19 protein-coding genes and 1 tRNA gene are annotated in these 23,597 nt (G+C 72.4%); 9 read left to right on the top strand and 11 right to left on the bottom strand.

Annotated elements, in window-relative coordinates; genetic code table 11:
- Positions 1–17: 17 nt before the first annotated feature.
- Together ODJ79_RS28220 and ODJ79_RS28225 are read left to right on the top strand one after the other, a co-directional pair.
- A complete protein-coding gene (locus ODJ79_RS28220) occupies positions 18–1,724 on the top strand; it encodes a CBM35 domain-containing protein (protein ID WP_263026620.1) in 1,707 nt (568 codons plus the stop codon).
- Between the two features lie 93 nt (positions 1,725–1,817).
- A complete protein-coding gene (locus ODJ79_RS28225; protein WP_263026621.1) occupies positions 1,818–2,819 on the top strand; it encodes a LacI family DNA-binding transcriptional regulator in 1,002 nt (333 codons plus the stop codon).
- A 23-nt stretch (positions 2,820–2,842) separates the two neighbouring features.
- Here ODJ79_RS28225 and ODJ79_RS28230 read toward each other — a convergent pair.
- Positions 2,843–2,915: transfer RNA gene (locus ODJ79_RS28230), tRNA-Gly, on the bottom strand.
- Between the two features lie 63 nt (positions 2,916–2,978).
- Here ODJ79_RS28230 and ODJ79_RS28235 point away from each other — a divergent pair.
- Positions 2,979–4,652 carry an FAD-dependent oxidoreductase gene (locus ODJ79_RS28235; protein WP_263026622.1) on the top strand — a complete coding sequence of 558 codons (1,674 nt, stop codon included), beginning with the start codon at positions 2,979–2,981 and terminating at the stop codon, positions 4,650–4,652.
- Positions 4,653–4,757: 105 nt separating this feature from the next.
- Complete coding sequence (locus ODJ79_RS28240; RefSeq protein WP_263026623.1) at positions 4,758–5,078, top strand: STAS domain-containing protein; 321 nt, start codon at positions 4,758–4,760, stop codon at positions 5,076–5,078.
- A gap of 6 nt (positions 5,079–5,084) precedes the next feature.
- On the opposite strand, the gene ODJ79_RS28245 is transcribed toward ODJ79_RS28240, so the two are convergent.
- The 3 genes from ODJ79_RS28245 to ODJ79_RS28255 form a co-directional block, all read right to left on the bottom strand.
- Positions 5,085–5,396 (bottom strand): hypothetical protein, encoded by a 312-nt coding sequence (locus tag ODJ79_RS28245; protein ID WP_263026624.1) that lies wholly within the window; start codon positions 5,394–5,396, stop codon positions 5,085–5,087.
- Between the two features lie 14 nt (positions 5,397–5,410).
- Positions 5,411–6,190: a hypothetical protein gene (locus tag ODJ79_RS28250; RefSeq protein ID WP_263026625.1), complete on the bottom strand. Its 780-nt coding sequence runs from the start codon at positions 6,188–6,190 to the stop codon at positions 5,411–5,413.
- Positions 6,191–6,311: 121 nt separating this feature from the next.
- A complete protein-coding gene (locus ODJ79_RS28255) occupies positions 6,312–7,073 on the bottom strand; it encodes an SDR family oxidoreductase (protein WP_263026626.1) in 762 nt (253 codons plus the stop codon).
- A gap of 82 nt (positions 7,074–7,155) precedes the next feature.
- On the opposite strand from ODJ79_RS28255, the gene ODJ79_RS28260 reads away from it, so the two are divergent.
- Complete coding sequence (locus ODJ79_RS28260) at positions 7,156–7,635, top strand: RrF2 family transcriptional regulator (RefSeq protein ID WP_263026627.1); 480 nt, start codon at positions 7,156–7,158, stop codon at positions 7,633–7,635.
- Positions 7,636–7,805: 170 nt separating this feature from the next.
- Here the strand turns inward: ODJ79_RS28260 and ODJ79_RS28265 are convergent, their stop codons facing one another.
- Complete coding sequence (locus tag ODJ79_RS28265) at positions 7,806–8,369, bottom strand: DinB family protein (protein ID WP_263026628.1); 564 nt, start codon at positions 8,367–8,369, stop codon at positions 7,806–7,808.
- A gap of 23 nt (positions 8,370–8,392) precedes the next feature.
- A complete protein-coding gene (locus ODJ79_RS28270; protein ID WP_263026629.1) occupies positions 8,393–9,643 on the bottom strand; it encodes a cytochrome P450 in 1,251 nt (416 codons plus the stop codon).
- A gap of 202 nt (positions 9,644–9,845) precedes the next feature.
- Between ODJ79_RS28270 and ODJ79_RS28275 the strand changes: the two genes are divergently transcribed.
- The 4 genes from ODJ79_RS28275 (at position 9,846) to ODJ79_RS28290 (ending at position 16,472) form a co-directional block, all read left to right on the top strand.
- Positions 9,846–13,949 carry a trypsin-like peptidase domain-containing protein gene (locus tag ODJ79_RS28275; protein ID WP_263026630.1) on the top strand — a complete coding sequence of 1,368 codons (4,104 nt, stop codon included), beginning with the start codon at positions 9,846–9,848 and terminating at the stop codon, positions 13,947–13,949.
- A gap of 214 nt (positions 13,950–14,163) precedes the next feature.
- Positions 14,164–15,312: an alanine--tRNA ligase-related protein gene (locus tag ODJ79_RS28280; RefSeq protein WP_263026631.1), complete on the top strand. Its 1,149-nt coding sequence runs from the start codon at positions 14,164–14,166 to the stop codon at positions 15,310–15,312.
- Positions 15,313–15,322: 10 nt separating this feature from the next.
- Positions 15,323–15,745, top strand: coding sequence for an ester cyclase (locus ODJ79_RS28285; protein WP_263026632.1), 423 nt, complete (start codon positions 15,323–15,325; stop codon positions 15,743–15,745).
- Between the two features lie 37 nt (positions 15,746–15,782).
- Positions 15,783–16,472 carry an endonuclease V gene (locus ODJ79_RS28290; protein ID WP_263026633.1) on the top strand — a complete coding sequence of 230 codons (690 nt, stop codon included), beginning with the start codon at positions 15,783–15,785 and terminating at the stop codon, positions 16,470–16,472.
- A gap of 12 nt (positions 16,473–16,484) precedes the next feature.
- On the opposite strand, the gene ODJ79_RS28295 is transcribed toward ODJ79_RS28290, so the two are convergent.
- The 5 genes from ODJ79_RS28295 to ODJ79_RS28315 form a co-directional block, all read right to left on the bottom strand.
- Positions 16,485–17,051 carry a hypothetical protein gene (locus ODJ79_RS28295; protein WP_263026634.1) on the bottom strand — a complete coding sequence of 189 codons (567 nt, stop codon included), beginning with the start codon at positions 17,049–17,051 and terminating at the stop codon, positions 16,485–16,487.
- Between the two features lie 67 nt (positions 17,052–17,118).
- Positions 17,119–18,372 (bottom strand): vanadium-dependent haloperoxidase, encoded by a 1,254-nt coding sequence (locus ODJ79_RS28300; protein ID WP_263026635.1) that lies wholly within the window; start codon positions 18,370–18,372, stop codon positions 17,119–17,121.
- 99 nt (positions 18,373–18,471) lie between these two features.
- Positions 18,472–20,145: a sulfatase-like hydrolase/transferase gene (locus ODJ79_RS28305; protein ID WP_263026636.1), complete on the bottom strand. Its 1,674-nt coding sequence runs from the start codon at positions 20,143–20,145 to the stop codon at positions 18,472–18,474.
- Between the two features lie 70 nt (positions 20,146–20,215).
- Positions 20,216–22,078, bottom strand: a complete 1,863-nt coding sequence (locus ODJ79_RS28310) for an alkyl/aryl-sulfatase (RefSeq protein WP_263026637.1) — start codon at positions 22,076–22,078, stop codon at positions 20,216–20,218.
- Positions 22,079–22,133: 55 nt separating this feature from the next.
- On the bottom strand, positions 22,134–23,591 hold the full coding sequence (locus tag ODJ79_RS28315) for an aldehyde dehydrogenase family protein (protein ID WP_263026638.1): 1,458 nt from the start codon (positions 23,589–23,591) through the stop codon (positions 22,134–22,136).
- Between the last annotated feature and the right edge of the window lie 6 nt (positions 23,592–23,597).

Consider the following 23,597-nt stretch of genomic DNA (forward strand, 5'->3'; position numbering starts at 1 on the left):
CCCCCCAAAGGTGCCCAGTGAAGAATCAGCGAAGAGCCGCGGCCGCGGCGACCCTGACCGTCCTCACCTTCATCACCGCCGGTGCGCTCCCCAGCCCGGCACAGGCGGCAGGCACCACCCTCACCATCAACGCCGGGACGGCCATCCGTCCCGTCACCCACGTCGCGTCCGGCGGGCTGTACGCCCTCGCCGAGAACAGCAGGCCGGCCGACTCGACCCTGCTCCCGATCAGGATGAACACCCTCACCCAGCCGGCGCCGGGCGTCGGGCAGAAGCCGAACGGGCAGCCGCCCGGCGGCGACGCGCTGCTGGTCGCACCGCAGGCCGACCGGGTCGGCGCCGCCGAGATCATCCGGATGCCGGACATCTACCCGGACTTCCCCTACAAGTGGGTGAGCTGGGCCGACTGGCTGTCCAAGGTGGACACCATGGTCAAGGCCCGGCTGGCGGCGACCGCGGTCAGCAACGTCCAGGCCTGGGAGATCTGGAACGAGCCGGACTGGACCTGGAACACCTCGGCGGCCGGCACCTGGAACGCGGGCTGGGTCCGCACGTACCAGCGGATCCGGACCCTGGACACGGTGACCCCGATCGCCGGGCCCGGCTTCTCCACCTGGAACCAGAGCCTGATGAGCTCGTTCCTGTCCAACGCCAAGGCGAACAACGCGCTGCCGGACATCGTGGTCTGGCACGAGCTGTCCGGCGCCTCCGGTATCGCCGCGCACGTGGCGGCCTACCGATCACTGGAGAGCTCGCTCGGGATCAGCGCCCGGCCGATCGTCATCAACGAGTACGCGACGACCGGCGAGGTGGACGTCCCCGGGGCGGTGACCAGCTACATCGCCAAGTTCGAGCGGGCCGGTATCCAGTCGGCGCAGCGTGCCTTCTGGTACGAGTACGGCACGGTCAACGGCCTGGTCGTGAACAACAACCAGCCGACCGGCACGTGGTGGCCGTACAAGTGGTACGGCGACATGGCCGGAAACATGGTGCAGACGGTGCCGGCGACGCAGACCGGGCTGGACGGGTTCGCCGCCTACGACGGCACCCGGAAAATCGTGAACGCGGTGGTGGGCAACGAGTCGGGCACCAACTACGTGCGGGTCACCGGGCTCTCGGCGCTGGGCAGCTCGGTGTCGGTCACCCTGGAGTCGGCGCCCAGCTCGGGGCGGTTCACGGCGGTCACCGCGCCGACCGCGATCTCCACCTCGACGTACGCGGTGAGCGGCGGGGCGATCACCGTGACCGTGCCCACGATGGACGCCGGGCGGGCCTACCACCTGGTGATCCAGCCGACCAGCGGGGTGCCGTCGTACCAGCAGCGGTACGAGGCGGAGAACGCGTCGGTGTACCGGGCGTCGCGGCTGTCGGCGTCGAGCGCGTCCAACGGCGGGTATGTGGGGCGGATCGACAACACCGGTGACCCGCGGTCGGACAGCTACGTCGACTTCGTGGTGAACGTGCCGGCCGCCCGGTCGTACACGATGACGATCGGCTACGCGAACGCGACCGGCGCCACCGCTACCCAGGGGCTGGCGTACAACGGGAGTGCCTGGTCGACGATCAGTTATCCGCCGACGGCCGCCTGGGGCGTCTTCGGATCGACCGTGAGCGTCCCGGTCTCCCTGAGGGCCGGCTACAACGTGATCCGGCTGGCGAAGGGAGCGCCGTACTTCGCCGGCGGCACGGGTTACGCCGAGCTGGACTACATCCAGCTGACCTGATCCTTCCGGTTGGTGAGCGGCCGGGATTCCGGCCGCTCACCCATTTCCGACCGCCCGCACGGCCGTGATCGGCCGGCACGGTACGTTGCAGGGATGTACCGGCCGCGCACCGCCACCATCCGCGACGTCGCCGCTCTGGCGGGCGTCTCGGTGGGCACCGCGTCGAAGGCCCTCAACGGCCGCGGCTCGCTGCGTGCCGACACCGTGGCCCGGGTCCGCCAGGCCGCCGATCAGCTGGATTTCCACCCCAACCCGGCCGCCCGCAGCCTGCACGCCGGCCGCACCTACACGGTCGGGATGATCACCACCGACACGATCGGCCGCTTCAGCATCCCGCTGCTGATCGGCGCCGAGGACACCCTGGGCGCCGGCGAGATGTCGGTGCTGCTGTGCGACGCCCGGGACGATCCGATCCGGGAACAACACCATTTGCGTACGCTGCTGGGCCGTCGCGTGGACGGCATCATCGTCACCGGCCGGCGGGCGGGCACGCGCCAGCCGTTGGCCGCCACGGTCCCGGTCGTCTACGCCTTCCTCGCGTCGTCCTCGCAGAGCGACTGCTCGGTCGTGCCGGACGAGACCGGCGGCGCCCGCCTGGCCGCCGACCACCTGCTCACGGTCGGCCGCCGCCGGATCGCCGTGGTGACCGGACCCGAACACCATCAGTCCGCCCGGGTGCGGTCCGCCGCCACGATCGCGCGGCTGGCCGAGGCCGGCCTGGACCCGGTGGCCGCTCCGCTGCACGGCGAGTGGAGCGAGGCGTGGGGCCGCCAGGCGGTCGGGGTGCTGCTGGCGCGGAAGATCGAGTTCGACGCGGTCATGTGCGGAAGCGATCAGATCGCCCGCGGCGCCGCCGACACCCTGCGCGAGGCCGGCCGGCGGGTGCCGCAGGACGTGGCCCTGGTCGGCTTCGACAACTGGGACGTGATCGCGCTCGCCAGCCGGCCGCCGTTGACCAGCATCGACATGGACCTGGAGGGGCTGGGCCGGGCAGCGGCCGAACTGCTGCTGAGGGCGATCGAGGGCAATTACTCCCCCGGCGTCCACGCCCACCCGGCGAAGCTGGTGATCCGCGACTCGACCGTGCCCGCATAGCCCGGGGGGCGAAAGGGGGAAAGAGCGGACGACGGGATTCGAACCCGCGACCCTCACCTTGGCAAGGTGATGCGCTACCAGCTGCGCTACGTCCGCGTTGAGGTAGACCATACCGGACCGGTGTTGAGGTCGGCGCGCACCCCCTGCGACGATTCACCGGTGGTGTCGTCCTTTCCCGAACTCGGCGAGGAGCCCGGCGAGCTGAGCGCCGCCGCGTTCCACGTGCTCGACCCCGATCAGTTCGCCCGCGCGGCGGCCTACGGCACGCGGCACGCGGTGGAGACCGGCGAGATTCTGTACGACGTCGGCGACGAGAACTGCGACCTGATCCTGATCGAGTCGGCGACCGCCGAGGTGGTCCGGACGCCGACCGCGAGCGCGCCGGAGGAGCTGTTCCTGACCGCCGGGCCGGGCCAGTACCTCGGCGAGATGAACCTGCTCACCGGGCAGAGCCGGATCCTCGCCGCGCGGGTCGCCGCGCCGGGCACCATCGTCCGGATCGACGGCGAGCAGTTCCGCCGGCTGATGGCGCAGGACACCGAGATCAGCGACCTGCTGCTGCGATCGTTCCTGGCGCGCCGGCTGCTGCTCGCCGATCGATCGGGCCGCAACCTCGAGGTGATCGGCGACGCGTCGACCGGCGCGGGCCTGGCGCTCCAGACGTTCCTGTCCCGGCAGGAGCAGCCGCATCTGTGGCTGTCCGAGACGTCGGAGGCGGGCCGCCAGGCGATGGCCGGGGCCGGGCTGACGGCCGCCGACCTCCCCGCGGTGGTCACGCCGAGGGAGACGTTGCGGCAGGTCAACCCGGGCATCCTCAGCCAGCATCTGGGGCTCACCTACCGGCGTACGCCCAAGGGGGTTGCCGACCTCACGATCGTGGGCGCCGGTCCGGCCGGCCTGGCCGCCGCGGTCTACGGCGCCTCCGAGGGCCTGGAGACGGTCCTGCTGGACGCGGTCGCCACCGGCGGGCAGGCGGCGGCGAGCTCCCGGATCGAGAACTACCTGGGGTTCCCGTTCGGGCTCAGCGGCAAGGCGCTGACCGGTCGCGCGGCCGTGCAGGCGCTCAAGTTCGGCGCGCATCTGGCCAGCCCGTGCGGGGTGCAGGGGCTGCGGTCGTACGGCGGCGAGCACGTGGTCACCCTGGTCGACGGCACCGAGATCGAGACGCGCACGGTGCTGATCGCGACCGGCGCGGCGTACCGGAACCTGCCGTTGAAACGCTGGCCGGATTTCGTCGGCTCGGGCATCTACTACGCGGCGACCGAGCTCGAGGCGCAGGCCGTCGCGGGCCTGCCGGTCACCGTGGTCGGCGGCGCGAACTCGGCCGGTCAGGCGGCGCTCTACCTGGCCCGGCGGGCCGGGAAGGTCACGCTGGTGGTCCGCGGCGACGATCTGTACGCGAAGATGTCTAGCTATCTGGTGGACCGTATCCTCGCCGATCCGGCGATCGAGGTGCAGACCGCGACCGAGGTCACCGCCCTGCAGGGCGGCGCCCGCCTGGAACAGGTCACGCTCACCTCGCGGTCGTCCGGCGGATCCGACCCTTGTGGATGCTTCGGGCTGTTCTGCTTCATCGGCGCCACCCCGGCCACCGATTGGCTGACCGAGGTGGCCCTCTGCCCGGCCGGGTTCGTCCCGACCGACGTGCAGCTGGGCGACCGGTGGACCGCCGCGGACCGTGGACCGTTGCCGTTCGAGACCAGCGTGCCGGGCGTGTTCGCGGCCGGCGACGTGCGGCTCGGCTCGATGAAGCGGGTGGCGGCGGCGGTCGGCGAGGGCGCGAGCGCGGTCCGCTCGGTGCATCAGGCGCTCGCCCTGCGCCCGACCGGGTAAGGCGACCGACCGATCGGACCGCGGTGCGATCGGGTGCACCCTCCGCTCGCCCAGCTCACGACCGGGTGACTGCGGCCGCGGGCGGCTGCGGGTAGCATCTGGCGAATGCCGAACGACCCTACGATCCGGTATGAACCGGCCGATCCCGACGGTCTGGTGGTCGGCGCGCTCGGCGGGGAGCTCGACCTGGACCGCGCCGACGCCGTCCGCGACAGCCTGGCCGCCGCGGCCGGCGCCCCGGGCTGCCGGTACCTGCGGATCGACGTGAGCGACCTGGGCTTCATCGACTCGTACGGGCTCGGAGCGCTGGTCAGCGCCCGCAACAGCGCCGCCGCGAAGGGCGTGACGATGACCCTGGCCGAGCCGTCACCGCCGGTGCGCAAGGCGATCGAGGTGACCGGGCTCGGTCACGTCTTCGGGCTGTAGCTCGCGCTAGTTCGCGGCCATCCGGATCAGCGCGTTGCCGCCCAGCAGCAGCACGTCGGCCCCGGCCACCAGGGCCATGCTCAGGTGCAGATGGCGCGCCGCGACCTCGGGATCGTCGCCGGTCAGGCCCCGGAACGCGTAAAACGCGGCGGCCAGGATCAGCGGGATGCCGCCGATCAGCAGGAGGCCGACCGCGCCGGGCGTGCGGCCCTGCGCGACGAGCAGGGTGACCATCACGGTCGGCAGGACGCCGAAGATGGTCAGGGCCAGCACGGCATACCAGCGAAGTGACCTGAGGGCGCCCGTCGTGTTCTCCACCAGACAGAGGATAACTACCGGCGCGGGCGGCGCCTCAGGCGTACGCCGGCATGGGTCTGCAGTGCCGCCCGTCCGCGGAGACGACGACGCGCCGCGGACGGCACGGCCCGGCCCGGGCCGGTGTGCGCCAGGTCGACCGTGATCCGGGGCTCGGCCGGCTCGCCGTCCTCCTCGAACTCAGGCTCTTCGAGGCCGGGCTCTTCGAACTCGGCTCCGGGCTCTTCGAACTCGGCCCCGGGCTCTTCGACGTCGGGCTCGGGCTCTTCGAACTCTGCCTCGTCGAAGTCGGGCTCGGGCTCGGGCTCTTCGAACTCGGCCTCGGGCTCTTCGATGAAGACGATCTCGGGCTCTTCGTCGGCCGGGTCGACGACGCCGGGGCGGGTCAGCACCACGGCGGCGGCCAGGTTCGCGATCGCCAGCGGCGCGCCGGACAGCGCGAGCAGCGGCGTGCCCTGGTACGTCGTGGCGATCAGAACGGCCACCGCGAGCACGATGACGATCGCCGAGGCGGCGCCGAGCCGGCGGGCCCAGACGCCGCCGCTGCCGAACGATCGGACGACCGCGGTGGCGCAGGCCGCGCCGAGCAGGGCCGCCGCCACCCACCCGATGACCAGCGGGGCCATCTGCGGCCAGGTGCCGGTGTAGTCGTCGGCGAAGACGAACATCAGGAACGGCGCGCCGACCACGGCGATCACCAGGAAGAGCGCCGCGTCCACGGTCAGCACGACGCTGGCCGCCGTGATCGGGTCGAACCGGCGCCGTTCGGTCAACTCGCCCACCTCGATGTCGACCATGCGCCCGCCCTTCGTAATCTTGGAGGGCACCGTAACGCATCGGTGCCAGGTCGCGCCGCCCCTCGGGGCTTCGTTTTACCGGGCGGCTCAGCCTGCCGGCGAAGGACAGCGCACCGATGTCCTACCGCGCACCTTCCGGGCGGCTCAGCCAGCCGGCGAAGGACAGCGCGCCGATGCGCTCGGCGTGGTTGCCGGTGGGAACCAGCGACTCGTCGGTGAGCGGCGCACCGAAGTAGGTGGCCGCCGCATCCTCGATCACCTTGCGGGTGTCACCGGTGGCGTCCAGGAAGCGGCTCAGGAACTCGGTCATCGGCAGCTTCTCGGGGCCGGCCAGGTCGACGACGGCGTTCGCGGGGGCACCGGTCGCGGCCTCGGCGAGGGCGGCGGCCACGTCCTCGACCGCGACGGGCTGGAACGCGGCGGCCGGTGCGTGCACGGCGCCGTCCACGGTCGCCGCATCCGCGATCGTGCCGAGGAACGAGTAGAACTGGGTGGCCCGCAGGATCGTGTACGGCACGCCGGACGCCACGATCAGCTGCTCCTGCGCGACCTTGGCCCGCTGGTAGCCGCTGCCCGGGTTGCGGTCGGCGCCGACGATGGTGAGCGCGATGTGGTGGCGCACCCCCGCCGCCCGGCCCGCCTCGAGCAGGTTGCCGGTCGAGGCGGTGAAGAACGCGAGCACCTCGTCGTCGCCCCAGACCGGCGCGTTGGTCACGTCGACCACCGTCTGCGCCCCGGCGAGCGCCCCGGCCAGCCCCTCCCCGGTGATCGTGTTGATCCCGGTCGACGGCGAGGCGGCGACCGCCTCGTGCCCCTCGGCGGTCAGCAGCCGGATGAGCTGCCGTCCGACCTGACCGGTGCCTCCGACAACGACGATCTTCATGGCGTATGCCTCCACAACTCGGACAACACTTGTCCGGAACTCTACTCGGACACAATCTGTCCGAGTCAAGTACCCTGTGACCATGAAGATGTCCGGCGGGGTCGAGTGGGCCCTGCACTGCGCGTTCGCGCTCACCGCGGCGGATCGTCCGGCGTCGGCGGCCCGGCTCGCCGAGATGCACGACGTCTCGGCGAGTTACCTGGCCAAGCAGTTGCAGGCGATGTCCCGGGCCGGCCTGGTGCGCTCCGCGCAGGGGCACGCCGGGGGGTACGAGCTGACCCGGCCGCCGTCGGAGATCACCGTGCTGGACGTGGTCGAGGCGATCGACGGGCCGACGCCGGCGTTCCTGTGCACCGACGTCCGCGCGCGGGGCCCGCTCGCCGCCTCGCCGGAGGCGTGCCGCACGCCGTGCGCGATCCACCGCGCGATGACGGCGGCCGACGAGGCGTGGCGGGCATCGTTGCGATCGGTCACGATCGCCGACCTGGCGGCTCAGGTGACCGGCGAGCACGGCCCCGGCGTGCTGGCGGGCGTCCGGGAATGGCTCGGCTCGGCCACCTGAGTGCACCGGCGGGACGGTCCGGAGGGTGTGAGAGAGACCGAACCGCCCCTCCGGGCCCACGGACGCGCGCCTTGGGGGCAAGGAGCACGCCGGAGCCTTACTCCTACATCCTGTAGGCGAGCGAGGGAACCCTCAACCCGCCACCGTCCGATCGGGGGTCGGCCGACCGTCTACTGCCCCGTGCGGCCGTCGATGCACTCCCGGAGCAGGTCCGCGTGCCCGCAGTGCCGGGCGTACTCCTCGACCATGTGGATCAGGACCTCGCGGACGCTCGCCTCGTCGTCGCCACGCGGGACGAGCACCATCGCGTCGAGGTCGATCGGACCGTCGAGCCACTCGTCGGCGGCCGCGATCTGCGCCTTCCAGGTGGCGAACGCGTCGTCGACCACCGCCCGGTCCCCCACCGCGCCGGTGAAGTCGAGGTCGTTGTCCTCCGGGGACCAGTAGAGCCGGTCGAGGTCCCGACGACCCTGCAGCGATCGCTGGAACCAGTTGTGCTCGACCCGGGCCATGTGCCGGATCAGGCCGAGCAGGCTCATCGTGGACGGTGGCACCGACCGGGTGGCCAGCTGCTCGGGCGACAGATCCTCGCACTTCATGCCCAGGGTCAGGCGGTAGTTGCTCAGATAGTCGCGGATGGTCGCCAGCTCGCCGACCGGCGAGGCGTCCGTCCGCGGGTCCTCGCCCGGTTTCGCCCACATCCCGTCGTAACCGACCACATGTTCGCTCGTCATGCGGCCATCATGGCGGAACGAGATCAGTCGAGCGTCACCGGCAGGGTGTCGAGGCCGAAGACGATCGATGCGCGCCGGAAGGTCAGCTCGGCCGGCGGCACCGCCGGCGCCATCTTCGGGAAGCGACGGACCAGCGCGGGGTACGCCGTGCGCAGCTCCATCCGGGCCAGCTCCGCACCGATGCACCGGTGCATGCCGTAGCCGAAGGCCAGGTGCGATCGGTTCGGCGTGCGGGACGGGTCGATGCGATGCGGGTCGGGTCCGATCAGGTCGTCCCGGTCGGCGCCGCTCAGCGAGCACATCACCACGTCACCGGCGCGGATCTCGACCCCGTCGACCCGGACATCCTTGACCGCCACCCGCGGGAAGGCCACCTGCACGACCGTGAGGTAGCGCAGCAGCTCCTCCACGATCTGGTCGACGCCCTCGCCGTTGCGCATCTGATCGGCCATCTGGGGGTGGGTCATCAGCACCAGCGCGCCCAGCGCCAGCATGCTCGCCGACGTCTCGAGGCCGCCGGTGAGCACCCCGTCGGCGAGGCCGGTCAGCTCCCGGTCGTCGATCTCGTCGCCGTGCGCGCGGATCAGTGAGCCGAGCAGCCCGTCGCCGGGGTTACGCCGCTGCTCGTCGACCAGCGCGCGGAAGTAGCTCAGCGCGTCGCCGATCGCGCCGAGCGCCGCCCCGCCGCCCTCGGCCAGGTCGAAGCGGGCCGTGCTCAGCTTCTGGAAGTGGTCGCGATCGGCGTACGGAACGCCGAGAAGCTCGCAAATGGTCAGCGCGGGGATCGGCAACGCGAAGTCGTGCCACAGATCGGCCGTTCCCCCGCCGGCGGCCATCGCGTCCAGCCGGTCGGCCACGATCGCGTCGATCCGCGGCTGCAGCCGGGCCAGTCGGCGCATGGTGAACTCGGGGGTGAGCACCTTGCGCAGCCGGGTGTGCACCGGCGGGTCGGCGAACCCGAGACCGCCCGGGTCCTGCCCGACGCTGATGCCGACCCGGCCGGCGAACTTGCCGAAGTCGTTGCTGTAGCCGTCGACGCTGCCCAGCACCTGCCGGACCGGCTCGTACCCGGTCACCAGCCAGGCGCGCATGCCGAACGGCAGCGGCATCCGGGCGACCGGCCGGTTCGCCCGGAACTCCGCCATCCGGGGGACCGGATCGAGCCCCTCGCGGTGCAGCGGCCACAAGATCTTGTCGGGCAGCATGGAGAGCGAGAACCGGCGCGCGACCAGCCCCACCACCTGTGACCGCACCGCGGACACCATCGACGTCATGCCCACCGGTTCCTCCACCGCTCCCGCCGGATTGCTCGGAGCATGATCACACGACCGCGCAACAAACGACGATGAAAATCCTCACACATTCAGCGCGGCCACAGCGAGCGGCCGGTCAACCCCGGGGAGGCACAAAGCGGGCGTCCAGCAGGTCTGGACGGTTGCACAGAGTGATGTAAGTATCGACGTATGGTAGCCGCCGATGGCTGATGTGCCGCTCGCCGGGCCGGGGCACGACCCCTGGACCGTGGCGCTGTTCGCCGCGGCCGACCCGCGCGTGGCCGTCGGCTGCGGCGTCCTGATCGACCGGCGTCGGGTACTGACCTGCTGGCACGTCGCCGACGGCAAGGGCGGGCTGGTCGTCACCTTCCCCAAGGCGGGCGTCTCGCGCCAGGTGCGTCGCCGGGTGATCGACGTACGCGGGAACGCCGACTCGGACGTGGCGATCCTGGAGCTCGACGAGCTCGCGCCGCCGGAGGCGACGCCGGCGCCGTTGCGCAGCCCCCTCCCCCGCGCGCTGCACGGCGACCAGTGGTGGGCGTTCGGCTTCCCGCGCGACTCGCCGCTGGGCGCCGAGGCGCACGGCCGGATCGGCGGCCCGCTCGCCTACGGCTGGGTCGGACTGGAAACCCGATCGCGGTACGTGGTGAAGCCCGGCTTCAGCGGCGCCGGCCTGTGGTCGCGGGACTTCGGCGCGGTGGTCGGGCTGGTCGGTCAGGCCCGCGCGGGCGGCGCGCACGCCGGGGACGCACAGGCGATCACCGTGCACCAGATCGATCAGGACCTGCCCGAGGAGAAGCTGCGTGAGCTGACCGCCTGGTCGGTCGCGGCGGCCGGCGACACCGCGCTGGAGGCGTGGGGCTGGTCGCTGCGCGAGGACGTCGAGGCGGTACGCCACTGGCGGCCCCGGGCACGCGGCGTCTCCATCGACACCGAGGGCGGCTACCGGTTCCGCGGCCGCAGCACGGCGCTGGCCGAGATCGTCGACTGGCTGGAGCGGGCGCGACCGGATGCCCGGGTGCTGATCGTGACCGGCTCCCCCGGCGTCGGCAAGTCGGCGGTGCTCGGCCGGATCGTGACCACCGCCGACAAGGACGTGCGGGCGGCCCTGCCCGCCGACGACCGCAACGTGTCGGCGCCGATCGGCACGGTCGCCTGCGCGGTGCACGTCAAGGGCAAGACCGCGCTGGACGTGGCGGTCGAGGTCGCCCGGGCCGCGTCCGTGCGCATCCCGCACACGGTGGACGAACTGGTCCCCGCGCTGCGCGACCGGCTGGCCCGCGAGCACGGCCGGCGCCACTTCAACCTGGTCTTCGACGCGCTCGACGAGGCGGCCAACCCCCGCCAGGCCCGGCTCGTGGTCTCCTCGCTGCTGCTGCCGATCGCCCGGCAGTGCTCCCGGTTCGGCGCCCAGGTGATCGTCGGCAGCCGGCGGGTCGACGACCTCGGCGACCTGCTCCGGGTGTTCGGCCGGGCCATCCAGCTGATCGATCTCGATCGGCAGGAGTACTTCGCGCCGGAGGACCTGGAGGCGTACGCGGAGGCGACGCTCGCGCTGCTCGGCGCGGAACGGCCCGGCAACCCGTACGCCGAGCACGCGGTCGCCGCCCCGGTGGCCCGCCGGATCGCCGCGCTCGCCGACCGCAACTTCCTGATCGCCGGCCTGATCGCCCGCTCGCACGGGCTCTACGACACGGTCGCGGTCTCGCCGACGGACCTGTCATTCACGGCGACCGTCGACGAGGCACTGGCCGCGTACCTCAAGCGGCTGCACGCCGTCGAAGGCGTGCCCGCCACCTCGGTGCTGACCGCGCTCGCGTATGCGCAGGCGCCCGGCCTCTCCACCGAGGTGTGGCAGGTGGCGCTGGACGCGCTCGGCGTGACCATCTCGCGCGAGGCGCTCGCCGGCTTCGTGGTGTCGTCGGCCGCGAACTTCCTGGTCGAGTCCAGCACCGACGCCGGCACCTCCCGGTACCGGCTGTTCCACCAGGCGCTCAACGACGCCCTGCTGCGCGGGCGGGAGAGCGGCGGGTTGCGCCAGGGCGACGAGCGGACGCTGGCCAAGCACCTGATCGAGTTCGGCCGGAGCACCGGCTGGGCCCGATCGGATCCGTATCTGGTGCGATCGCTCCCGCTCTTCGCCGCGCGGGCCGGGATGGTCGACGCGCTGCTCACCGACGACCGGTACCTGCTGCACGGCGACCTGCCCCGGCTGACCCAGCTCGCCGAGCACGCGACCACCGAGGAGGGCCGCGCCCGCGCCCGGCTGCTGCGCCTGACCCCGCACGCGATCCGGGCCGGGCCGGCCGAGCGGGCCGCGATGTTCGGCGTCACCACCGAGGTCGAGCGGCTCGCCACCACGTTCCCCACCTGGCGCGGGCTGCCGTACCGGATCCGCTGGGCGTCGGTGCCCAGCCGGGCCGAGCGGACCGCGCTGGAGGGGCACGCCGGCGCGGTCCGGGCGATCTGCGCGGTCGCGATCGATCGGAGTCCGCACCTGGCCACCGCCGGGGACTATCCGCACGTACGGCTCTGGAACCCGGCGAGCGGGCGGCACTGGGAGCTGCCGATGCGGGCCGCCGCGGACGAGCGGTTCCTGTCGCTGTGCGCGGTCCAGGTCGACGGCCGCACCCTGCTCGCGGCCGGCGCGATGAGCGGCCGGATCTGCTTCGTCGATCCGGTCGAGCGGCGGCCGGCCGGGATGCTGACCGGCCCCGCGGTGCCGGTGCGGGCGCTGTGCACGATCGCCGTCGGCGGGCAGGCGCACCTGGTCGCGGGCGGCGACGACGGCATGGTGCGGATGTGGAGCCTCGCCGACGGCCGGTCCCGGTCGTTCCACGGGCACGTCGGCGCGGTGCGGTCGCTGAGCGCGGTGTGCAGCGGCGGCCGGCAGCTGCTGCTGACCGCGGGCGACGACTACGCTGCCCGGGTCTGGGACCCGGTCACCGGCCGGCCGATGCACACGCTCAACCGGCACATCGACGCGGTGCGGGCCGCGTGCGCGCTCACCACGGACGGGCAGCGGCTGATCGCGACCGCCAACTACACCGACGCGCGCCTCTGGAGTCTCGGTCCGGGACGACCGCACGCCGAGACGCTCACCGGACACCGCAAGGCGATCCGCGGCATGGTCACCATCGGGGTCGGCGGGAAGACGCTGCTGGCCACCGCGGGCGCGGACGGCGACGTGCGGATCTGGGACCCGATCGACGGGCAGTGCCTGCGGGTGCTGAGCGGGCACACCGACGCGGTCAACGCGATCTGCCGGGTCACCATGGACGGGCACGACCTGCTCGCGACCGGCAGCCGCGACCGGACCGCCCGGCTCTGGGACCTGACCGCCGACGGCATGCGCAACGTCCCGGACGAGCGCGGCGGCCGGGTCAGCGCGGCCTGCCCGGTGCGGGCCGGCAACCGGCAGCTGGTCGCGGCGGTGGACGGCAACAGCGGGCAGATCCGGGTGCAGGACGTGGAGACCGGCACGGAGACCCGCACGCTGCGCGGGGTCGTCGACACGGTGACCGGGATGTGCACCGCCGCCGGACTGATCGCCACGGCGAGCGGCAGCGGCACGCTGCACACGTGGAACCCGATGTCCGGCCCGGGCCAGCAGAACAAGTCGCGCCGCTTCGAGACCCTGCAGGCGATCTGCCCGTTCCGCGACGGCGCCGGAGCGGAGCTGCTCGCGATCGTCGGCAACCGGCGCATCTACTACTACCGGCCGGACACCGACCGCGTTCTCGCCCGGCACCGGATGGGCGGTTTCCTGCCGGCCGACGACGTCTTCGGCCACCTGCACACCATCCACCTCGCGTGTCAGGCGCTCGGGCCGCCGGCCACCCTGCTGGCCACCGCCGGCGACGACGAGGCGATCATGCTGTGGAGCCCCGGCGGGCGGCTGGCCGGCACGCTGCACGGGCATCGGCGGCCGGTGCGATCGCTGACCCGGGTCACGGTGGACGGGCGGCCGCTCCTCGCGAGCGGCAGCGACGACCAGACCGTACGGCTGTGGGACCCGGCCACCCGGGAGTGCGTGGCGACCCTGACCGGTCACCTGGACGGGGTCGACGCGGTGTGCCCGGTGACCGTCGACGATCGGTCGATGCTCGCCTCGGGCAGCCGCGACCGGACCGTCCGGGTGTGGGATCTGACCACCCGATCGCCGGCGCTGATCATCCCGGTGCACCACCCGGTGCTGGCCTGTCTCGAGGTGTCCGGTCTGCTGTTCGTCGGGCTGACCGCCGGGTCGCTGGCGCTGGACCTGAACACGCGGCGCAACGAGCTCGCGCACTTCCAGGAGATCTGATCCGGGCCTATTTCGGTGGCCGTTGCCGGGCGCGGTCCCTACCATGGCGGCATGCACGGCAGCCTCCGACCGATCGCAACCGCGCGAGCTATCCGCTCGTCGGTTGCCGCTGCCTGAGTCTCTCCTCCCCTCCGCCGGCGACCGGAAACGGTCACGCCGGCATCCGTGTGCGCGGTGCCCTTTCCGGTCGCTCCGATCCGAAAGGTGCACGACCATGAACGTCGACCAGACCGTCACCACCTTCCTCGACTTCTATCGCGAGCGCGGCCATCTGCTCGTCGACGAACACTCGCTCGTCCCGCCGCCCGGCGATCCGGTGCTGTTCACCACCTCGGGCATGCACCCGCTCACGCCGTACCTGTCCGGGCGGCCGCACCCGCGGGGGCCGCGGCTGGTCAATCGGCAGCGCTGTCTGCGCACCACCGACCTGGACGAGGTCGGCGACGACACCCACCTGACCGTGTTCCAGATGCTCGGCTCGTGGTCGCTCGGCTCGTACTCCGGGGTGCAGAGCCTGGTCTGGGGCTACGAGCTGATGCGGGACGGCTTCCGGATCGGATCCGATCGGCTGCACGTCACCGTGCACGAGCAGGACGTCGAGTCGCTGCGCACGTGGGAGCGGATCGGCGTGCCGGTGGAGCTCACCGAGGACGAGAACTGGTGGTCGAACGGGCCGACCGGACCGTGCGGGCCGGACTCGGAGATCTTTGTGTGGACTCCGGACACCCCGCCGGAGGGCACGCCGACCACCGACCCGCGGTGGACCGAGGTGTGGAACCACGTGATGATGCGCTACCTGCGGCACGAGGACGGCCGCCTCGAACCGGTCGAGCCCGAGCGGATCGACACCGGCATGGGCCTGGAACGCATGCTCACCGTTCTGCAGGGCACCCGGTCGGTCTTCGACACCGACGTGTTTCGGCCCTGGTCGCTCACCGGTCTGTGGCCGCTGGACGAACCGTCGCAGCGGGTCGTGACCGATCACCTCCGATCGAGCGTGGTGGTGATCGGTGACGGGGTCCGGCCGTCGCCGAACGGGCGCGGGTACGTGCTGCGCCGGCTGATCCGCCGGGTGCTGACCCGGCTATGGCGGGTCGACCCCGACCGGACGCTCGGCGACCTGCCAACCACACCCCTGATGTCCACGATCGATCAGTTCGGGCAGCGGACGGACGTCGAGCGGGTACGCGACGTGCTGCTGAACGAGGAGGACCGGTTCCGCGAGCTCGTGAAGCGCGGCCGGCCGGTCGTCTCCCGGCGACGATCCCGCGGGCCGCTCACCGACGACGACCTGCGGTACCTGCACGACACGTACGGCCTGCCGCGCGAACTGGTCGTCGACCTGCTCGAGGAGCGGGTCTAGCGTGACCGGTATGGCGGCGGTGGAGAACAAGCGGGTGGTGGCGAACTTCGTGGAGAGGTGCCAGAACCAGCACGATCTCGCGTACGCCGATGAGATCTTCCACCCGGAGTTCGTCAACCATTACCGCCCCGAGGGTCAGCCGATCGTGGAGACGCCGGGCCGGCCGGCCGCCGGCTTCCAGCGGTTCTACGGCCGGTTGCTGGGCGGCTTCCCGGACGCCACCATGCGGGTCGACGAGCAGGTGGCCGAGCGTGACCTGGTGGCGACCCGCAAGACGTTCCGTGGCACGCACACCGGCGAGCTGTTCGGCCTGCCGCCGTCCGGCAACCGGGTCGAGTGGTCGTTCATCGACATCATGCGCGTCCGCGACGGGAAGATCGTGGAGCACTGGACGAGCATGGACATGGAGGCCCTGCGCGCCCAGATGCGCTGAGACACGAGCCGCGCCCGTGTGGTGAGATGCACGGGCGATGACGGATAAACGGACGGCAGTGCCGCACCGGGTGCCGGCGGATGTGGCGGACGCCGAGCGGATCCAGGCCGAGCTGCGCGATCGGCTGGTGCTCCCCGACGACCCGATCGAGCCGCCCGCGACCGTCACCGGCCTGGACATCTCCTATGCGATCGGCAGCGATCGCGCGGTCGCCGCCGCGGTCACCGTCGAGGTGGGCAGCCTGCGGGTGCGCGAGGTGGCGACCGCGCCGGGCACCGTGCATTTCCCGTACGTGCCCGGCCTGCTCGCCTTCCGCGAGATTCCGCTGCTGCTGGCGGCCCTCGACCGCCTGGACGGGCGGCCCGAGGTGCTGGTCTGCGACGGCTACGGCATCGCGCACCCGCGCCGGTTCGGCCTGGCCAGCCACCTCGGGGTGCTGCTCGACCTCCCGGCGTTCGGGGTCGCCAAGAACGCGTTCGTCGGCGAGCACGCCGAGCCCGGCCCGAGCCGGGGCGAATGGTCGGCGCTGCACGACGGCGACGAGGTGCTCGGCCGGGCGGTCCGCACCCGGACCGGGGTGAAACCGGTCTACGTCTCGGCCGGCCACCGGATCGGCCTGGCCGACGCGACCGCCCTGACCGTGCGGCTGAGCACGCGCTACCGCATCCCCGAGCCGACCCGCCAGGCCGACATCATCTCCCGCCAGGCGCTCCGCCAGGGGTGCTGACCAGGATCGGTCCTACGCGGGCAGCTCCGCCGGCAGGTCGACGACGCGGCACCGACGCGCCAGCCGGAACCGGGAGAGCGGGCCGGCGGTGAGCTCGCGCATCCGGGCGGCGGACGGCCCGTACAGGTAGAGCGCGGTCTCCCGGGGGCCGTGCCAGGTCGACAGCAGCTCGCCCTCCGCGCCGAGCGCGTCGATCAGGGCGGCGACCAGCTTGTTCGGGTTGGCCCAGTAGACCCAGCGCGGCAGGTCGACCCCGTTCAGGTAGATCGCCAGCCCCTCGGCCCGGCCGAACGGCACCGGCTCGCCGTCGTCGAGCCGGGCCCAGGACCCCTTCGGTGCGTGGGTGTCCTCGAGCATGGCCATCGCGAGCCCCATCACCGCCGGCGCGTCGTCGCCGGCCTCGAACTCGACGTCGCACCACAGCGGCTCGCCCTCCGGGCTTGCGAGTGTGCCGCCGCCGGTGGCCGAGACGCCGGGAAAGCCGTGCCGCAGCGCCGCCTCCAGATCGTCCTCGAAGATCTGCTGCCGGCGCGCCGGCGTCACACGCGCGTTGAGAGTTATCGAGATCCTGGCGACCATCGGGGGACCGTAACGGAGATCGTCGGCGCCCGCGAGGGAAGGGCCGATCCCGGCGCCCGCACTCGCATCAGCGGCGGCGGAACTCGTGGGTCAGCACGTAGCGGGCCACGCCGTCGCCGACCTGGACGCCGCGCTGGTCCGCGGTGCGGAAGTGGACGCCGCCCCAGATGCGGGCCTCGACCACCTCGTCGACCGCCGCCGAGAAGCTGCCGAACGATCGGGTCGTGCCGGAGTCGGCGCTGTACGCGCTGAACGGGATGTCGTCGCGGCCGAAGAACACGCGCAACGCGTCCATCACGGTCGCGGTCGAGCAGGTGTGGCCGGAGGTGTAGTCCGGGAACGGCGGCGTGACCAGCAGTGGCATCCAGGCCGGGTCGCCGGTGGTGGCCGGGTTGCCGTCGTTGTCGGCCTCCTGCACGGCGGTGACCGGGCGCCAGAAGCTCCAGTACCGCTTCTCGTTGAAGCACGCGATCAGCGAGTCGGCGTTCGCCACGTCGGCCATCGCGAACATCCGGGCGGTCTGCAGCGTGGTCAGCCGCTGCGTGACCGCCAGCTGGCGTTTGATCTCCCACTCGGTCAGCCGCCGGTCGTGCCACCACTTCGCGGCCTCGGTCTGGTCCTGGGTGCGGACCGTGCTGTTCGCGCCGCCGATCGCCTTGACCTCGTTCAGGTCGCGGGCGTAGCGGGCGCTGGTCAGCGCCGGCGGGCCGGCCGTCCGGAACATGTCGTTGCGCGGGATCACGAACGGCTTCAGGTCGCCGACCCAGGCGGCGTCCGCGGCGTTCGTCGGCGGGGTGGGCCGCCACTGGCCGGGCGCCGTGCCGACGGTCCAGGTCTGCGGGCCGAAAACGCCGTCGTTCCGCCGGGCGGCGATCATCGCGTCGGCGGTCGCTGTGCCGATCGCGATGCCGCCGGTCTTGCCCCGGCCGTCCGGGATCGCGGCGAGCGAGTCCGCGTACATGTCGTCGAGCGCGGCCGTCTGCTCGGGGAAGAGCGAGACGAGCACCCGGTGGGCTGCGGCGGCCACGGCCGCGTCCGCCGAGTCGCCCCGGTGGGCGCGCGGCGCGATCAGGTATGGCTGGTACGGCGTTCCGGCGATCGCGTTCACCGCGTCGTAGACGGCGCCCTGCACCATCGCGAAGCTCCGCGGCGCGACGTACGGTGGCTGCCGGGCGACCTCGTAGATGGCGGTCTGAGCGTTGGCGTTCCAGACGACGACGGCGTTCGGCCCGGTCGCCGCGGCGGCGGCAGCGGGCGCGAACGCCGTGGTCAGGGCCAGCGCGATGACGGCGGCCCCGGCGGACAGTCTGATCCTGCGCATGGTGGCATCCCCCGTGGGTTGTCTCGATAGGCATCGAAGCCCGTCGAGACGCCCGGGGACAAGCCCCTGTGTCCGATATGGACAGACAGACGATACGGACTACGACGGCCGGTGCGGCGCGGACAGTGCCATCGAGTCCTGCTTCCCGAACGCCTGGAAGAACCGATCGCGGAACTGGTCCATCCGCCAGACCGGGGTGCTCGCGCCCGGCCGCAGACCGTCCGCCCAGTTCCAGTCGGAGATCCGCTCCAGCACCGACCTGTCCCGCGCGATCACGGTAACCGGGATGTCGTGCACCGCCCCGGCCCCGCTCACGATCGACATCGGCTGGTGGTCGCCGAACATGATGAGCACCAGGTTCTTGTCGCCGTACTTCTGCGCCCAGCTGATCAGGCTGTCCACCGAGTAACCGATCGACCTCGCGTACTGGGCCTGGGTGCGGGCCGACGAGCCCCACAGCGAGGTGCGGCTCTCGGCGCCCTTCACCATCGACCGGTAGATGCTGCCGTCGCCGATCGAGTTCCAGTCGACCGTCTGCGGGATCGGGGTCCACGGCTCGTGGCTGGAGGTCAGCGTGATCTCGGCCATCAGCGGGCCGGTCTTCTTGGCGTACACGTTGTTCTGGAAGGCCGCGAGCGTGTACTGGTCGGGCATGCTCGACCAGCCGAAACGCGGGCCCATGTAGCCGAGGTTCCGGGAGTCGTAGACCTGGTCGTAGCCGTAGAACGACGCCTCCGGCCAGTCCACCGTGTTGCCCGGTTCCATGCCCACCGTGTGCCAGCCGGCCTTGTGGAAGGTGCTGGTCAGGGTGACCCGATCGCTGGCGGCCAGTTGCTTGTACCGCTGCTGATTGGTGATCCACAGCCCGGACTGGAAGGTCGCGTGGGCGAACCAGCTGCCGCCGCCGTAGGTGGACGACGTCAGCCAGCCCGTCCTGGCCCCGAACCCGGCCGCGGCCAGCTTCTGCTCGTCCGACTGGAGCACCGGGTCGACGATCGCCTTCATGCCGGGGTCGGTCAGCGCGGAGCGGCCGTAGCTCTCCACCACGCCGATCACGACGTCCTTGCCGGTCAGACCGCTGATCAGGTTCTGCGGCGGCACGTTGCGGTAGGGGTCGTGCGAGGACGCGTACGCGAACTGGCGCTGGTCCCGGATGGCCGCCGGCACCTGGGTGACGGTGTGCTTGAGCAGGGCGGCCGCCGAGTCCGACGCGGCCGGCGCGCCCGGGAACCAGGTGATCCCGCTGATCGCCAGCGCGATCCAGGCCGCACTCAACGCGACCAGGGAGCGCCGGGCCGGGCCGGGGTAGCGGGCGGTCAGCTTGGTCAGCCGCATCACCGCGAGCGTGCATACGACCAGCGCGAGCACGGCCGCCAGGACGGCGCCGATCACCGCCCCGACCGCTGTTGACCGCCCGTCGGTCTCGGTCAGCGCGTTGTAGCCGTCCCGGAACAGCGGCCAGTCGAGCACCGGGTTGAAGGCCCGGCCGAGCACGATCCGGAAGCCGATGTTGGCGACCTTGAGGATGAGCACCACGCCGAGGCCGAGCCCGGCGACCATCGCGGCCCACCGGCGCCAGCGCGGGGCGAGGGCGAGCAGCACGGCCCCGCCGACGATCAGTTCGAGCGGCAGGCGCACGAACGCGGCCTCGACGTACGAGCCGTCCTTGGGCCGGCCGATGGTGTCCGGAATGACCAGCGCGACGTACACGAACACCGCGGCCAGGATGGTGAGCACCCAGCCGGCAACGGTGCGGGTTCGGCGGAGCAACAAGAGAAACGTCCTTCGCTGAGACAACCCGTCACAGTTGGGTACGTCCCGAAGCCGCTCCGCGGTTCACCTCCTACGGCGTGACAATCGGGAAATTCGGCTCGGGGTCGTCCAGGGCGGCACGCAACCGGCCGAGAACGCTCCGATCGCCCTCGATGGTCACGGCCGGGTCCGGCGCCCCGGCGGCGAGCGCCGGCAGGGCCGCCAGCGGCAGGTGCAGGGTCACCCCGGCCGGATCGGGTTGCGCCTTCCTCGTGTACGTGAGGACACCGTTGCGCAACGTCAGCCGCCACCGCTCCTTCGCGTCGATCAGGTCGACGTCGACGGTCAGGTGCTCGCCCCAGCAGCGCGGCCCGTTCACCCGGATGGCCAGGGTGTCGAACAGCTGCTGCGGGGTGAGCTGGGCGATCAGGTCGGGCGACCCGGTGGTGATCGGGGTCGGCACGACGCCGTGCCGCAGCTCCAGCGCCGCGGTCAGGAACTCGCACCGCCAGGTGCCGTTCTCGGCGCCGTAGCCGAGCTGGTCGTACACGTCCGCGAGCAGCTGCCGCGCGGCCGTGTGGCCCGGCTCGGCGAAGACCAGGTGGTTGAGCACCTCCGCCGCCCACCGGTAGTCGCCCTGCCGGTACGCGTCGCGGCCGATCGCAACCACCGCGTCCGGCCCGCCCATCGCCCGGACGTAACGACGCCCGGCCTCGACCGGCGGATGCGGCCAGAGGTGCGCCGGGTTGCCGTCGTAGAAGCCCAGGTAGCGCTGGTAGACCGCGCGCACGTTGTGGCTGACCGAGCCGTAGTTGCCGCGCGCGTGCCAGGCCTGCTCGAGCGCCGGCGGCAACGCGACGGCCTCGGCGATCTCGGGGCCGGTCAGCCCCTGGTTGAGCAGCCGGACCGTCTGGTCGTGCAGGTAGGCGTAGAGGTCCCGCTGCACCGACAGGAACTCGACCACGCGCTCGTTGCCCCAGGTCGGCCAGTGGTGCGACGCGAAGACGACCTCCGCCTCGCCGCCGAACAGGTCGATCGCCTCGGTCAGGTAGCCCGACCAGGCGTGCGGGTCGCGGACCTCGGCGCCGCGCAGGGTCAGGATGTTGTGCAGGTTGTGGGTGGCGTTCTCGGCCATGCAGAGCGCCCGGAAGCCGGGGAACCAGAGGTGCATCTCGGCCGGGGCTTCGCTGGCCGGCGCCATCTGGAAGACCATCCGGACGCCGTCGACGGTCTCCTCCTGGCCGGTCCGGGTGATGTCGACCGTGGGCGGGATCAGGGTCACGGTGCCGGCCGAGGTGCCGGCCCCGAGCCCGGTGCCGACCTGCCCGGCGGCGCCGCGGGGCAGCGTCGCGCCGTACATGTAGACCGCGCGGCGGCCCATGGCCGTCCCGGCGTAGACGTTCTCGCTGACCGCGTGGGCCGCGAAACCGGCCGGCGCGAGCACCGGCACCGCGGCCGCGTGGCGGGGCAGCACCCCGCGCGCCCCGCCGAAGTGGTCGACGTGGCTGTGCGTGTAGATCAGGCCGGTGACCGGGCGGTCGCCGCGGTGCCGCCGGTAGAGGGCGAGGGCCGCGGCCGCGGTCTCCGCCGAGATGAGCGGGTCGATGACCAGCACGCCCCGGTCGCCCTCGACGAACGTCACGTTCGACAGGTCGAGCCCGCGGGCCTGGTAGATGCCGGGGACGACCTCGAACAGGCCGTGCATCGCGGTGAGCGTGGACTGCCGCCACAGGCTCGGGTGGACGGTGACCGGCGCGGGACCGCTCAGGAACGCGTACGCGCCGGGGTCCCAGACCACCCGGCCGGCGTCGTCCCGGATCCGGGGGTCGTCGAGGGTGCCGAGCAGACCCCGCCGCGCGTCGGCGAAGTCCTGCTCGTCGTGAAAGGGCAGCGACTTGAGCGCCTGGCCGTGCTGCGCGACGACCGGGTCGGCGGCTTTCGCGGTGTTCTCCATCCGCCCGACGCTGCCCGCCGAGGCCACCGACGCCATCACCCGCTGCGGATGAGGCTCAGAACGGGAACTCGCGGGCGGTGTCGCGCATCGTGATCCATTGCAGCTCGGTGAAGTCCTCGCTCGCGAACGGCAACCCGAACCGGCCCCAGCCGCTCTCCTTCAGGCCGCCGAACGGCATCTGCGGCTCGTCGTTGACCGTCTGATCGTTGATGTGCACGATCCCGACCTCGAGCCGCCGGGCCAGATCCAGCGCCGCGTACGTGTCGGCCGAGATGATCCCGGCGGTCAGCCCGAAGCGGGACGCGTTCGCCCGCCGGATCGCCTCGTCCGCGCCGTCGACCGTCTCCAGCAGCGCCACCGGCCCGAACGTCTCCTCGAACGCGATCTCGGCCTCGGCCGGCACGTCGGTGAGGATCGTCGGCGGATAGCACGGCGGCTCGGCCGCACCGCCGGTGAGCAGCCGCGCCCCGAGCGAGACCGCCTCGTCGACCCGCCGGGAGACCAGGCTCAGCGCCCACTCGTTGATCAGCGGCCCGACCACGGTGGCCGGATCGCGCGGGTCACCGACCGGCAGCTGCGCGACCTTCGCCACGAACCGGTCGGTGAACTCCCCGGCCACCTCCCGGTCGACGAAGATGCGCCGCACGCACATGCAGATCTCGCCCTGGTGCACGAACGCGCCGTAGGCGGCCGCGTCGACCGCGAGCGACAGGTCGGCGTCGGCCAGCACGATCAGCGCGTTGTGGCCGCTCAGCTGGAGCACCGGCCGCTTGAGGTGGCGGGCCGCGAGCTCGGCCAGCCGCCGCCCGGTGACGGTCGAGCCGGTGAAGCTGATCCGCCGCACCAGCGGATGGGTGACCAGCTCCTCGGCGATCATCCCGGCGTCGCCGGGCGCGTGCGTGACCACGTCGAGCGCCCCGGCCGGCAGGCCGGCCTCGGCGAACACCTCCGCCCACAGCGTGCCGCCGGTGATCGGCGACTCCTCGCTGGGCTTGAGCACCACCGTGTTGCCCAGTGCCAGCGGCCCCACGATCGCCCGGCCGGCCAGGGTGAGCGCCGCGTTCCACGGCGCGATCGCGGCGACCACGCCGACCGGGCGGCGCACCGCCAGGGCCCGCGACCCGGGCAGGTCGGTGGGCAGGATCTGACCGGTCGGTGCGTGCGCGAGCCCGGCCGCCTGCCGCAGCATGGCCAGGCAGAAGTCGACCTGGACGGCCGCGAAGTACGGACCGCAGCCGGTCTCGGCGGCGAGCAGGCCGATCACTTCCGGTCGCCGCCGCTCGAGCGCGTCCGCGGCCCGGATGAAGACCAGTTGCCGATCGCTGGGCGCCATCGCCGACCACGCCGGGAACGCGGCGTGCGCGGCCTCGATCGCCCGCCGGGTGTCCTCATCGTCGCCCGAGGCCACCTCGGCGAGGACCGTCCGGCTCCACGGGTCGTAGTCGGGGTGCCGGCGTCCGCTGATCGACGCGACCTGGCGGCCGCCGATGTGGTGGAGAACCGGCTTGATCATGTCGCG

The organism is Actinoplanes sp. KI2 (assembly GCF_025630775.1).
Lineage (GTDB): Bacteria > Actinomycetota > Actinomycetes > Mycobacteriales > Micromonosporaceae > Actinoplanes.